The 12418-nt window shown below is 62.0% G+C and carries 9 protein-coding genes; 7 read left to right on the plus strand and 2 right to left on the minus strand.

What is annotated here, in order from left to right; all coding sequences use genetic code 11:
* Positions 1-76: 76 nt before the first annotated feature.
* Positions 77-1051 (minus strand): malate dehydrogenase, encoded by a 975-nt coding sequence (locus ACGLWX_RS02965; protein WP_252107350.1) that lies wholly within the window; start codon positions 1049-1051, stop codon positions 77-79.
* A 200-nt stretch (positions 1052-1251) separates the two neighbouring features.
* Here ACGLWX_RS02965 and ACGLWX_RS02970 point away from each other — a divergent pair, with 200 nt between their 5' ends.
* Positions 1252-2367 carry an efflux RND transporter periplasmic adaptor subunit gene (locus tag ACGLWX_RS02970; protein WP_396237188.1) on the plus strand — a complete coding sequence of 372 codons (1116 nt, stop codon included), beginning with the start codon at positions 1252-1254 and terminating at the stop codon, positions 2365-2367.
* Positions 2368-5454, plus strand: coding sequence for an efflux RND transporter permease subunit (locus ACGLWX_RS02975; RefSeq protein WP_396237190.1), 3087 nt, complete (start codon positions 2368-2370; stop codon positions 5452-5454). It abuts the gene before it with no gap.
* A gap of 584 nt (positions 5455-6038) precedes the next feature.
* Here the strand turns inward: ACGLWX_RS02975 and rsd are convergent.
* Positions 6039-6518 (minus strand): sigma D regulator, encoded by a 480-nt coding sequence (gene rsd, locus ACGLWX_RS02980; protein ID WP_396237192.1) that lies wholly within the window; start codon positions 6516-6518, stop codon positions 6039-6041.
* A 312-nt stretch (positions 6519-6830) separates the two neighbouring features.
* Between rsd and ACGLWX_RS02985 the strand changes: the two genes are divergently transcribed.
* Genes ACGLWX_RS02985 through ACGLWX_RS03005 form a run of 5 tightly spaced genes read left to right on the plus strand, consistent with a single transcriptional unit; the run spans position 6831 to position 12300 of the window.
* A complete protein-coding gene (locus tag ACGLWX_RS02985; RefSeq protein WP_396237194.1) occupies positions 6831-9116 on the plus strand; it encodes a bifunctional salicylyl-CoA 5-hydroxylase/oxidoreductase in 2286 nt (761 codons plus the stop codon).
* A complete protein-coding gene (locus ACGLWX_RS02990) occupies positions 9113-9868 on the plus strand; it encodes an SDR family NAD(P)-dependent oxidoreductase (RefSeq protein ID WP_396237196.1) in 756 nt (251 codons plus the stop codon). Before ACGLWX_RS02985 ends, ACGLWX_RS02990 begins: the two co-directional genes overlap by 4 nt.
* Complete coding sequence (locus ACGLWX_RS02995; RefSeq protein ID WP_396237198.1) at positions 9865-10317, plus strand: MarR family winged helix-turn-helix transcriptional regulator; 453 nt, start codon at positions 9865-9867, stop codon at positions 10315-10317. Before ACGLWX_RS02990 ends, ACGLWX_RS02995 begins: the two co-directional genes overlap by 4 nt.
* A gap of 22 nt (positions 10318-10339) precedes the next feature.
* Positions 10340-11152 (plus strand): enoyl-CoA hydratase family protein, encoded by an 813-nt coding sequence (locus tag ACGLWX_RS03000; RefSeq protein ID WP_396237200.1) that lies wholly within the window; start codon positions 10340-10342, stop codon positions 11150-11152.
* A complete protein-coding gene (locus ACGLWX_RS03005) occupies positions 11152-12300 on the plus strand; it encodes an acyl-CoA dehydrogenase family protein (RefSeq protein ID WP_396237202.1) in 1149 nt (382 codons plus the stop codon). Before ACGLWX_RS03000 ends, ACGLWX_RS03005 begins: the two co-directional genes overlap by 1 nt.
* Positions 12301-12418: the final 118 nt, after the last annotated feature.

Below are 12418 nucleotides of genomic sequence, written 5' to 3' on the forward strand. Positions count from 1 at the left end.
TCCCTGCGCCGAAATAACCTCATAAAAAACCCCGCAACCATAGGTGCGGGGTTTTGCTTAAAGCCGGGCGGGCCGATTAGCCGAGTAGGTGCTCGACGGCGGCGCGCTCTTCGCGCAGCTCTTTTTCGGTGGCCTGGACTTTCTCCTTGCTGAATTCGTCGAGCTCATAGCCCTGCACGATTTCATAGTTGCCGCCTTTGCAGCGAACCGGGTAGGAGAAGATGATGCCTTCTTCGATGCCGTAGCTGCCGTCAGACGGAATCGCCATGCTGACGATGCCGTCAGAGCCCAGCGCCCAGTCGCGCATGTGGTCGATGGCGGAAGACGCAGCAGAAGCCGCAGAAGAGGCGCCGCGCGCCTTGATGATCGCCGCGCCGCGCTGCTGAACGGTCGGGATGAAGTCGTTTTCGTACCAGTCGCGCTCGACCAGATCACTTGCGGCTTTGCCATCGACGGTGCACTGGGCGATATCCGGGTACTGGGTCGCGCTGTGGTTGCCCCAAATGACCATGTTCTCGATATCGGTGACGTGCTTGCCGGTTTTCTGGGCCAGCTGCGTCAGCGCGCGGTTGTGGTCCAGGCGCGTCATGGCGGTGAACTGGCCCTTGTCGAGATCCGGCGCGTTGCAGGAGGCGATCAGCGCGTTGGTGTTGGCCGGGTTACCGACGACCAGCACTTTCACGTCGCGGCTGGCGTGGTCGTTCAGCGCCTTGCCCTGAACCGAGAAGATCGCGGCGTTGGCCTCCAAAAGGTCCTTACGCTCCATGCCCGGGCCGCGCGGGCGGGCGCCGACGAGCAGAGCGAAGTCCGCATCCTTGAACGCCACGTTCGGATCGTCAGAGGCGACGATGTCCTGCACTAGCGGGAAAGCGCAGTCGTTGACTTCCATCACCACGCCGTTAAGCGCGTCCATGGCCTGGGGAATTTCCAGAAGCTGGAGAATGACGGGCTGATCCGGTCCCAGCATGTCGCCGGCGGCAATACGGAAAATGAGTGAGTAGCTGATCTGGCCGGCACCGCCGGTAATCGCAATACGTACGGGATCTTTCATCACTGCTCCTTGGTTGATTCGCCTTGGGGTGGGTCGACAGAACTCAAGACGCCAAGATGGTATGCCCAGCGAGACAAAAACTCAATTAGACATGCGCCGCTCGCCCGCTTCACCGCCTGCCGGCACTCGCCGCCGCGCGTCGAGTACGCTATGGTGGAGCCACTTCCAACGCCTGTTTGATATCGAGACCGATCCTCCTCATGCGACGAATTCCCCTCTCCTACGCGCTAGCGCTTTTATTCGTTCTGGCGCTGACCGTTTGGCTGGCGTTTGGCGATTTTCAGCACTTTCAAAGCGCCCCGCCAGACGCCGCCGCCGAGCAAGACGTACAGGCGCCGCGGGTGGAAGTCACCCGCCAGCAAAGCACGCCCTACGTGCCCCAGGAAGTCTTCCAGGGCCAGCTCGAAGCACGCCAAGAGACGCTTCTGCGCGCCAATGCTGCGGGCTACGTGGTGGAGAAACCGGTCGCCCAAGGGGATGCCGTCACGTCGGGGCAGACGCTTTTAGTGCTGGACAACCAGGCCCTGCCGGAGCGTTTGCAGCAGGCTCGCGCCGAGCTCGCCGTGGCCGAGGCCGAGTACGCCGGCGCCCAGGATCTACGCCAGCGCAACTTCATCTCCCAGCCGGATCTTTTGCGCCTGCAAAGTGGGGTCAGCGCCAGTGCAGCGCAAGTAGCCCAGCTCGAACGCGAGCTGGCCGACACCCGCCCCACCGCGCCGTTCGACGGTGTGCTCGATCGCGTACAGGTCGAACTGGGCGATTTGCTCCAGCCCGGGGAAGAGTGGGGCCAGCTAATCGACGACCGCACGCTGACCGGAACGGCTTGGGTCTCCCAGCAGCAGATCAACGCGATAACCCTGGCGCTACCGGTCACCGCGCGGCTATTGAACGGCGAGACGCTCGAGGGCGAGGTCTCCTTTATCAGCAGTCGTGCCGAGGAGCAGACCCGCTCGTTCTACATGGAGGTGACGCTCGACAACCCGGAGCGCAAGCGCTTGGCCGGCAGCAGCGCCGAGTTCACCCTGACGCTACCGCCGCGCCCGGCCCACGCTCTATCGCCGGCGCTTTTGAGCCTGGACGATAACGGCGAGCTTTCGGTCAAGCATCTGGGGGAAAACGACACCGTTGTGCAAACACCGGTGACGCTGCTCAGCGCCACGCTCCAAAGCGCGTTTGTGGCAGGGCTGCCCGAGACGCTGGAGCTGATCACGCTGGGCGCCGGGCTGGTCGAGCCGGGCGAGACGGTCACGCCGGTGCGCGCGGAGGATACCGATCAACGCGCGCCGGCCACCGGCACCGTCGCGGCGGGGACTTAAATGCGCACGCTGATTCACGCCGCGCTCACCCATACCCGCACCACGCTGCTTCTGCTGGTGGGGCTGCTGCTCGCCGGCATCACGGCCTGGCAGGTGATCCCCAAGGAAGCGAACCCGGACGTCACCATTCCGCTGATCTATGTCTCGCTGACGCTTGAAGGCGTCAGCCCCGAGGACGGCGAGCGGCTGCTGGTACGCCCCATGGAGCAGGAGCTTCGAGGCATCGAAGGGCTTCGCAAGTTCACCGCGCAGTCAAGCGAAGGCCACGCGTCGGTCACACTGGAGTTCGACCCGGGCTTCGACCCGGATACGGCGCTATCGGATGTGCGCGAGCGGGTCGATATCGCCCGGGCGGAAATACCGGATGAGGCCGACGAGCCGCGCGTCATGGAGGTCAACGTTTCCGAGTTTCCGGTGCTCAGCATCGGGCTTTCAGGCCAGCTCGACACCCGTGAGCGTATTGCCATTGCAAGGCGGCTCAAGGAAGAGATCGAAGGCGTGGCCAACGTGCTCGAAGTCGAGATCGCTGGCGAGCAGGAGGATCTGCTGGAGATCGTGGTCGACCCGCTGGTACTGGAGAGCTACGGCATCGATTTCGACGCGCTGTTCAACCAGGTCTCGCGCAATAACCGGCTGGTGGCGGCGGGTAGTCTGGATACCGGCGCCGGGCGGCTGGCGCTCAAGGTACCCGGCGTCATCACCTCGCTCGAAGACGTGATGAACATGCCGGTCAAGATCGACGGCGACCGGGTCGTGACCTTTGGCGACGTGGCCTGGATTCACCCCACGTTCAAGGATCCAACGGGCTTTGCACGTATCGACGGCGAACCCGCGGTGGTGCTGGAAATTTCCAAGCGCGCCGGCGCCAACATCATCGAAACCATCGATGCGGTGCGCGAGCGCTTCGACCAAGCGCAGGCGTTTTTGCCCGAGCAGCTCCACGTCACGACCATTCTGGACGAGTCGGCTACCGTGGCGGACATGCTCTCGGAGCTTTTAAACAACGTGCTGACCGCTGTGGTGCTGGTGCTGATCGTGGTGGTCGCGGTCATGGGGCTGCGCATGGCCCTACTGGTGGGGCTGACCATTCCCGGCGCATTTTTGACCGGCATTTTGCTGGTGTGGGCGTTCGGGTTCACGCTCAACATCGTGGTGCTGTTTGCGCTGATTCTGGTAGCGGGCATGCTGGTGGACGGCGCCATCGTGGTCAGCGAGCTGGCGGATCGCTACCTGCGCGAGGGCAAATCCCCCTTTAACGCCTGGCTCGACGCCGCCTCGAGAATGAGCTGGCCGGTCATCGCATCGACGGCCACCACACTTGCGGTGTTTTTTCCGCTTCTGTTCTGGCCCGGCGTGGTCGGCCAGTTCATGAAATACCTGCCCGCCACGGTGATTCTTTGCCTGCTGGCATCGCTTGTCATGGCGCTCATCTTTCTGCCCACGCTTGGCCGCCTGTTTACTCGCCAGGTGAGCGACCCGGCCAGCCAAGCCGCCGCGCTCGGGCAAAGCACGGCGCTTGGCCGCGGCTACCGGCGCGTGCTTTCGCGGCTACTCGCGCGCCCGGGCTGGGTGCTGGCACTAGCGCTGGTCGTCATCGCGCTGCTGTACACCGGCTACGCCCGCTTCAATCACGGCGTCGACTTCTTTCCCAACGTCGAGCCGGATAGCGCTCAGGTGCTGGTGCACGCTCGGGGCGATTTCTCGGTGCATGAGGCGGATGCGATCCTTAAGCGCGTGGAAGCGCGCCTCGGCGCCATGAGCGAAGTCGAAGCGCTCTACGCGCGCTCGTTCGTCGCCGACGAGCAGGTCGGTGACGACGTCGTCGGCGTGCTGCAGTTCCAGTTCATCGACTGGTACGCGCGTCGCCCGGCACGCACCATTTTAAGCGAAATGGCCGAGCGAACTCAGGATCTTCCCGGCATCACGCTGGAGTTTCAGGAGCAGGAGCAGGGGCCTGGCGGCGGCAAGCCCATCGTGCTCGAGGTCAGCGCCACCGACCCGGATATCGCCGATGCGGGGGTGGACCAGCTACGCGAGCTGATGCAACGCCTTGGCGGCTTCACCGATATTCAGGATAACCGCAGCCTACCGGGTGTGGAGTGGCAGATCGACGTGGACCGCGAAGCCGCCGCGCGCATGGGCACCGATATCACCACCATCGGCAGCGCCGTACAGCTGCTGACGACCGGCCTTCAGGTCGCAAGCTACCGCCCACCGACGGTCAGCGACGAGGTGGACATTCGCCTTCGCATGCCAGAGCGCTACCGTACGCTAGACCAGCTCGAACGGCTGAGTATCAACACCCAGCGCGGTCAGGTGCCCATTTCGAATTTCGTGACGGTCACCCCAGCGCCAAAGGTCGGTACGCTCAACCGGATCGACGGCCGCCGAGCGATCACGCTGGAGGCGGATCTGGCGCTTGGCTATCTCGCCGACGAGCGCCTGGGCGCGTTAATGAATGAGGCTCAGAATGAGCTGCCAGAAGGCTTGATGATCAACGTGGCCGGCGAGCAGGAAGACCAGCAGGAGTCGATGCAGTTTCTCGTCGGCGCGTTTCTCATCGCCCTCGGTCTAATGGCGCTGATCATGGTCACCCAGTTCAACAGCTACTACCAGGCCGCGCTGGTGCTCTCCGCGATCGTATTCTCCACTGCGGGCGTGCTGATGGGTCTTTTGATCACCGGCCAAGCCTTCGGCATCGTCATGGTCGGCATGGGCGTGATCGCCCTCGCCGGCATCGTGGTGAACAACAATATCGTATTGATCGATACCTACAATGAGCTGCGCGGCCAGGGCATGCCCCCCGGTGAGGCGGCGCTGGAAGCGGGCTGCTTACGCCTTCGCCCGGTGCTGCTCACGGCGATCACCACCGTGTTGGGGCTTTTACCGATGGTGCTGGGCATCAACGTCAACCTTTTCGCCCCGGCGCTTGGGTTCAACGCGCCCTCGGCCCAGTGGTGGACACAGATGTCGAGTGCGATCGCCGGCGGCCTCACCTTCGCCACCCTGCTCACCCTGCTGTTGACTCCCTGCATGCTGGTGATCGGTTCAAAGAGACATAACACCGGGGGTACGGCTTCATCGTAGGCGCCTAATTTTATTGGGCGATGTCGGTGATAGCCACCGTTGGCATTACAGGCACTTTATGTGACTACTCCGCCTGACCCCGGCAGCGCTTTGCGCTGCGTCGCTGGCTGAAGCCTGCTCCTAACATGGGGTTGGGCAAAATATCGGGTGTGCAATTTCATCGTAGGAGCCCAATTCATTGGGCGATGGCGGCGACAGCCGCCCTTGGCATTACAGGCACTTTAAGTGCCTACTCCGCCTGACTCCGGCAGCGCTTTGCGCTGCGTCGCTGGCTGAAGCCTGCTCCTACATGGGGTTGGGCAAAATATCGGGTGTGCAATTTCATCGTAGGAGCCCAATTCATTGGGCGATGGCGGCGACAGCCGCCCTTGGCATCACAGGCACTTTATGTGCCTACTCCGCCTGACTCCGGCAGCGCTTTGCGCTGCGTCGCTGGCTGAAGCCTGCTCCTACATGGGGTTGGGCAAAATATTGAGGTGCAACTTCATCGTAGGAGCCCAATTCATTGGGCGATGGCGGGGACAGCCGCCCTTGGTGATAGCGGCTCTTTGTCCAGGTATCCCGCTTAACTGGCAAGCTGTTGCTTAAGAGGTAGTCTGCGGGCTGTGGACGGCGTGCATGCGTGCGATGAGCTGATCTTCCAGCGCAAAGCGCTCGGCCAACCCCTTGGCGAGGCGGTCGAGCCAAGCCGGTAGCCGGTTAAGATTCGTCTGGCAGTGCTCGACAGTGGTGAAGTCTTCGTCGAACTCCAGCACCATGGCGGTCGACATTTCCAGACGCTCCAGCAGCTTGCTGGCGATTTCAAGAGCGCTATCGTCGTCGAAGGCCTTGGCTTCGCGGGCGAGTTCCGGGTAGATCTCGAAATGCCCGGCGCTGATGTAGTCCATCAACAGTTCGCTGAAGGTATCGATGCGCGTCTTGTTGACCGCCTCGAGCTCCGAGTCGCACGCTTCTTTCAACTCGATGAAACTGATCAAAAAGGTTCGGCGCTGCTCCAGCCAGCGATCGATCAGGCTATGCACCCCGCCCCATCGCTCCTGAGCGTTTTTACAATTCTCCAGCATGGCGTTCTCCTTGCCATTTTTCGTGAACTCTAGACTCTCTTTTCGGTATACGTCTGTCAATCCCGCCAGGAGTGGTTTTACGTGAAATCCAGCACTACCTTTTTGGCACTTTTAGAAAGCTGCTAACCAACCCTCCAGAAAAAGCTCTCCCGGCTTCAACCGACGCCAGCCGCTGCCGATGCGTTTCAAATTCCAACATTGACTGTTCACTGACCCACACACTCACAGAAACTTTAAGTCTAAAAAATTTAAGCTTGAAGTTTCTATAAAGGCTCTTTACCTTGAAACAAGAATCCACAGGGAGAATAAAAAATGAAAGTTGCCTGTTTGGGTGGAGGGCCCGCCGGTCTCTATTTTGCTATTAGCATAAAATTGCGCAATCCGGATCACGAAGTGGTCGTCATGGAGCGCAATCGACCTGACGATACCTTTGGCTGGGGCGTCGTGCTGTCAGACGAAACCCTTGAGAACCTGGCGGCGAACGACCCAGTGAGCGCCGAGCGCATTCGCGAGCATTTTGCCTACTGGGATGACATTGCGGTTGTTCATAAAGGTGTTAAAACCGTTTCTACCGGCCATGGGTTCTGCGGCATCGGTCGCAGGCAACTACTCATCCTGTTACAGGAGCGTGCCCGGGAACTGGGTATCGAAATGCGCTTCGAAACGGATGTGACCCAAGCGGTTATCGATCAATGCCAGCGTGACTATGACCTCGTTATCGCCTCCGATGGCCTCAACTCCCGAACCCGTCAGATCCATGCCGAGCACTTCAATCCCGATATCGACGTCAGAGCGTGTAAATTCGTTTGGTTAGGCACTCACCAAACCTTCAACGACGCCTTCACCTTCATCTTCGAGAACACCGAGCATGGCTGGGTGTGGGCGCACGCCTATCAGTTCGATAGCGACACCGCGACATTCATCGTCGAGTGCAGCGAAGAGACCTGGCAAGCGTTTGGTTTTGGCGAGCTTAGCCAGCAGGAATCGATCGCGGTTTGCGAGCGTATATTCGCGCGACACCTGAACGGTCATGCCTTAATGACCAACGCCAATCACATCCGCGGTTCTGCCTGGATCAACTTCCCTCGCGTTTTGTGTGAGCGCTGGAGCTATCAGAATATCGTGCTCATGGGCGATGCGGCGGCCACGGCCCACTTTTCGATCGGCTCGGGCTCCAAGCTGGCTTTGGAAAGCGCTATTGCGCTGGCCACGTATCTACATAGTGAGAGCGACAGTAAGGCAGCGATCGCCCGCTATGAAGAGGAGCGCCGTTTCGAGGTATTGAGGCTTCAGTCGGCGGCGCGCAACTCGACGGAGTGGTTCGAGCAGATCAAGCGCTACCTGGATCTCGACCCGGTGCAGTTCAACTACTCGCTGTTGACCCGCTCGCAGCGCATCAGCCATGAAAACCTGCGCGCCCGCGACCCGCAGTGGCTGGAAAGCGCCGAGCGCTGGTTCCAGACGCAGGCGGGCAACCCGGATAGCGCGCGAGCGCCCATGTTCGCCCCCTACCAGCTTCGCGACATGCACCTGATCAACCGCGTGGTGGTCTCACCCATGGCGCAGTACAAGGCCGTCGACGGCTGCCCCACCGACTGGCATTTCAGCCACTACGCCGAGCGCGCCAAAGGGGGCGCGGGGCTTGTATATACCGAGATGACCTGCGTCAGCGCCACCGGTCGCATCACGCCCGGCTGCCCGGGGCTCTACGCACCGGAGCACGAGGCGGCGTGGAAGCGGCTTTGCGACTTCGTTCATCAGGAGACCCGCGCCAAACTCTGTGCCCAGATCGGCCATTCGGGCCCCAAGGGCTCTACCCAGCTTGGCTGGGAAGAGATGGATGCGCCGCTCATCGAGGCCAACTGGCCAATCATGGCGGCTTCCGCGACCCCGTGGTCGGAACGCAATCAGGTGCCACGCGCCATGACGCGCGAGGACATGGACCACGTGCGTGACGAGTTCGTCGCGGCCGCCCGCAGGGCCGAGCGCGCCGGGTTCGACATGATCGAGATCCACGCGGCCCACGGCTACCTGCTCTCTTCCTTCATCACGCCGCTGACCAACCACCGCGATGACGAGTACGGCAGCTCGCTGGAAAACCGTCTGCGCTACCCGCTCGAAGTGATCCAGGCGGTACGCGATGCCTGGCCCGCAGAGAAACCACTCGCCGTACGCATTTCCGCCAACGACTGGCGCGGCGACGAAGGTGTGACGCCGGACGAGGCGGTCGAGATCGCCAAACGCCTGCGCGAGGCCCACGTCGACATCATCGACGTGTCCGCCGGGCAGACCTCGACCCAGGCCAAGCCGGTATACGGGCGCATGTTCCAAACCCCTTTCTCCGATCGCATCCGCAACGAGACGCCGATTGCCACGATGGCCGTCGGCAATATCTACCAGGCCGATCACGTGAACTCGATACTGATCGCCGGGCGAGCGGATCTGGTGTGCATTGCCCGCCCGCACCTAGCCGATCCTTACTGGACGCTTCACGTAGCCGCCGGGCTCGGGGATGACGACGTCGCGTGGCCGGCCCCCTACCAGGCGGGCGGGGCTCAGTTCAAACGCCTGGCCGAACGCAACGAGGGGTGGATATGAGTCACTACAGCGAGCACCTGAGCGGCAAGCGCGTTGTCATCACCGGTGGCGGTAGCGGTATCGGCGCCGACATGGCGCGCGGTTTCGTCGAGGCGGGAGCGCGTGTCACCGTTACCGGCCGACGCCGCGAGCCCCTCGAAGCACTGGCCCAGGCGCATGATGGTCTCGCGTTCGAGGTAGTCGACGTAACCGACGAAGCCGCAATGGTGGCGCTGTTCGAGACGCTCGAAAGCGTGGATATCGTGATCGCCAACGCCGGGGCCGCCGAGAGCGCGCCTTTTGCCAAAACCTCGCTCGAGCAGTGGCAGCGCATGCTCGACGTGAATCTGAGCGGCGTGTTTCTCACCCTTCGTGAAGGGCTCAAGCGGCTCAATGATGGCGGCCGATTGATTGCCGTGGCCTCAACCGCTGGGCTCAAGGGCTATGCCTACGTTGGCGCGTACTGCGCAGCCAAGCACGGCGTGGTGGGTTTGGTGCGCGCGCTCGCGGCGGAAACCGCCAGCCGCAACGTGACCGTCAACGCGCTCTGCCCGGGCTTTACCGATACGCCGCTGCTCGCCGCAAGCGTGGAGAACATCGTCGCCAAAACCGGGCAGTCCCCGGAGCAGGCCACCGAGCACTTTCAGTCGACCAACCCGACCGGGCGGCTGGTGGCGCCTGCCGAGGTGACCGCCACGGCACTTTGGCTGTGCGGGCCCGGCAGCGGGGCCATTACCGGCCAGGCCATTTCCATTTCAGGGGGCGAAGTATGACCGGCCAGAGTCTAAGCAAGGAGCGCCTGCGCCTGTGGCTACGCATGCTGCGAGTGACCCGTCAGACCGAGTCCATCCTGCGTGAGCGCCTGCGTACCGAGCACGACACGACGCTTCCTCGCTTCGACGTCATGGCAGCGCTTTACGCCGACCAGGACGGGCTGAAGATGAACGAGCTTTCCAAGCGGCTGCGGGTATCCAACGGCAACGTCACCGGCATCGTCGACCGCCTCGTGGAAGATGGCAACGTCGAGCGCATCGCCATCGAGGGTGACCGCCGTGCCACGCGGGTGTGCTTGACCCGAACCGGTCGCGAGGTATTCAGCGCCATGGCCGTCGAGCACGAACGCTGGATCAACGCCCTCTTCGAGGGCGTAGGCGAGGAGGACGCCCACCATATCGGCGAGCTGCTCCACAGCTTGCCTACCGCTACCCGCGACACCGATTAACGATTGAGGCGAGAACAACAACATGACGCGCATGGCTGATTTGAAACCCGAACACTTTATCTGGGAAATGCATGACGGCGTCGCCGTCATTCGGTTGAACCGTCCCGAGCGCAAGAACCCACTGACGTTTGAAAGCTACGCCGAGCTTCGCGATACCTTCCGGGCACTGCCCTACGCCACTGACGTCCACGCTGTGGTGTTCACCGCCAATGGCGGTAACTTCTGCTCCGGCGGCGACGTGCACGAGATCATCGGGCCGCTGGTGGGCAAGGAGATGAAAGAGCTGCTCGAATTCACCCGCATGACCGGCGATCTGGTCAAGGCGATGCTTAACTGCGGGAAACCGGTCATTACCGCGATCGACGGTATCTGCGTTGGCGCCGGTGCGATCATCGCCATGGCCTCGGACATACGTTTTGCAACCTCCCGCGCCAAGACGGCCTTTCTGTTTACGCGGGTGGGGCTGGCAGGCTGCGACATGGGGGCCTGCGCCATGCTGCCACGCATCATCGGCCAGGGCCGCGCGGCGGACCTACTCTACAGCGGGCGCAGCATGAGCGCCGAGGAAGGCCTTCACTGGGGCTTCTATAACCGCGTAGTCGAGCCCGAAGCGCTCGAGGAAGAAGCCCTCGCCTACGCTGCTCGCTTGGCCGAGGGACCCACCTTCGCTCACGGCATCACCAAGACACAGCTTAACCAGGAGTGGTCGATGAGCCTCGATCAGGCCATCGAATCCGAAGCCCAGGCCCAAGCGATCTGCATGCAGACCAAAGACTTCGAGCGCGCCTATCGGGCTTTTGTTGCCAAGCAAACACCTGAGTTCAAGGGGGACTGATGAGCGATACACGTTTTCTCCAATGGCCTTTTTTCGATGCGCGCCACCGGGAACTGGCCGAGCAGCTTGAAAGCTGGTGCCAGCGGGAGCTGCCCCGCGCGCATGACGATGTGGATGCGACCTGTCGGCAGTTGGTGAAGGACCTGGGTAAGGCGGGGTTTTTGAAGGGCACCGCGGGCGCGGATATCGATGTGCGCAGCCTGTGCCTGATTCGTGAAACGCTTGCCCGCCACGACGGGCTTGCCGATTTCGCCTTCGCGATGCAGGGACTCGGCACCGGGGCCATCAGCCTTTATGGCAGCGATGAACAGAAAAAGTGGCTGGACAAGACGCGACAAGGCGAAGCGATTTCGGCCTTTGCGCTCAGCGAGCCTCGCTCCGGCTCGGACGTGGCACAGCTGGATACGATCGCCGAACGTGATGGCGACGGCTATCGGTTAAACGGCGAGAAGACCTGGATCTCCAACGGCGGCATCGCCGATATCTATACGGTGTTCGCCCGTACCGGAGAAGGACCGGGGGCGAAGGGGCTTTCGGTCTTTCTAGTACCGGCGGATACCCCAGGGCTCGAGATTCGCGAACGCCTCGAGACGGTGGCGCCGCATCCGCTGGCCCGCTTGGGGTTCAACGACATGCGCCTGCCGGCAAGCGCCTTGATCGGCAAGCCAGGCCAGGGCTTTCGGATCGCCATGTCGGTGCTGGACGTCTTTCGTTCAACGGTCGGCGCGGCCGCTTTAGGCTTTGCTCGCCGAGCGCTGGACGAGTCGGTATCGCGCAGCCTCTCCCGCGAGCTTTTTGGGGCGGCGCTGGCGGACCTACAGATGGTGCAAGGCCACCTGGCCGATATGGCGCTCGACGTGGATGCCGCCGCTCTGCTGGTCTACCGCGCGGCCTGGACCAAGGATCAAGGCGCCGAGCGCGTGACGCGGGAAGCCGCCATGGCGAAGCTCTTTGCCACCGACCAGGCGCAGAAGGTCATTGATCAGGCCGTACAGCTTCACGGCGGAGACGGCGTGCGCAAGGGGCATATCATCGAAAGCCTCTACCGCGAAATTCGCGCGCTGCGTATCTACGAAGGCGCGTCCGATGTTCAGAAAGTGGTCATCGCTCGCAGCGTCATGTCAGAGGCGTCATCGAACGCCGGATAGGATGACCATCGCGCCACTGAAAAAGCCAAAATAAAAAACAAGAACAATCACACATTAAACGCCAGACACCGTATCCCCGAAAGCGCCCGATCAAGGCGTGGCCGGGAATAAACAACGA

Origin of the sequence: Halomonas sp. HMF6819, assembly GCF_044335525.1 — a bacterium.
Lineage (GTDB): Bacteria > Pseudomonadota > Gammaproteobacteria > Pseudomonadales > Halomonadaceae > Vreelandella.

Excerpts from the sequence above, each read along its gene's own strand:
- ACGLWX_RS02965 (WP_252107350.1), bottom strand. The coding sequence starts at position 1,051 with ATGAAAGATCCCGTACGTATTGCGATTACCGGCGGTGCCGGCCAGATC.
- ACGLWX_RS02970 (WP_396237188.1), top strand. The coding sequence starts at position 1,252 with ATGCGACGAATTCCCCTCTCCTACGCGCTAGCGCTTTTATTCGTTCTG.
- ACGLWX_RS02975 (WP_396237190.1), top strand. The coding sequence starts at position 2,368 with ATGCGCACGCTGATTCACGCCGCGCTCACCCATACCCGCACCACGCTG.
- rsd (WP_396237192.1), bottom strand. The coding sequence starts at position 6,518 with ATGCTGGAGAATTGTAAAAACGCTCAGGAGCGATGGGGCGGGGTGCAT.
- ACGLWX_RS02985 (WP_396237194.1), top strand. The coding sequence starts at position 6,831 with ATGAAAGTTGCCTGTTTGGGTGGAGGGCCCGCCGGTCTCTATTTTGCT.
- ACGLWX_RS02990 (WP_396237196.1), top strand. The coding sequence starts at position 9,113 with ATGAGTCACTACAGCGAGCACCTGAGCGGCAAGCGCGTTGTCATCACC.
- ACGLWX_RS02995 (WP_396237198.1), top strand. The coding sequence starts at position 9,865 with ATGACCGGCCAGAGTCTAAGCAAGGAGCGCCTGCGCCTGTGGCTACGC.
- ACGLWX_RS03000 (WP_396237200.1), top strand. The coding sequence starts at position 10,340 with ATGACGCGCATGGCTGATTTGAAACCCGAACACTTTATCTGGGAAATG.
- ACGLWX_RS03005 (WP_396237202.1), top strand. The coding sequence starts at position 11,152 with ATGAGCGATACACGTTTTCTCCAATGGCCTTTTTTCGATGCGCGCCAC.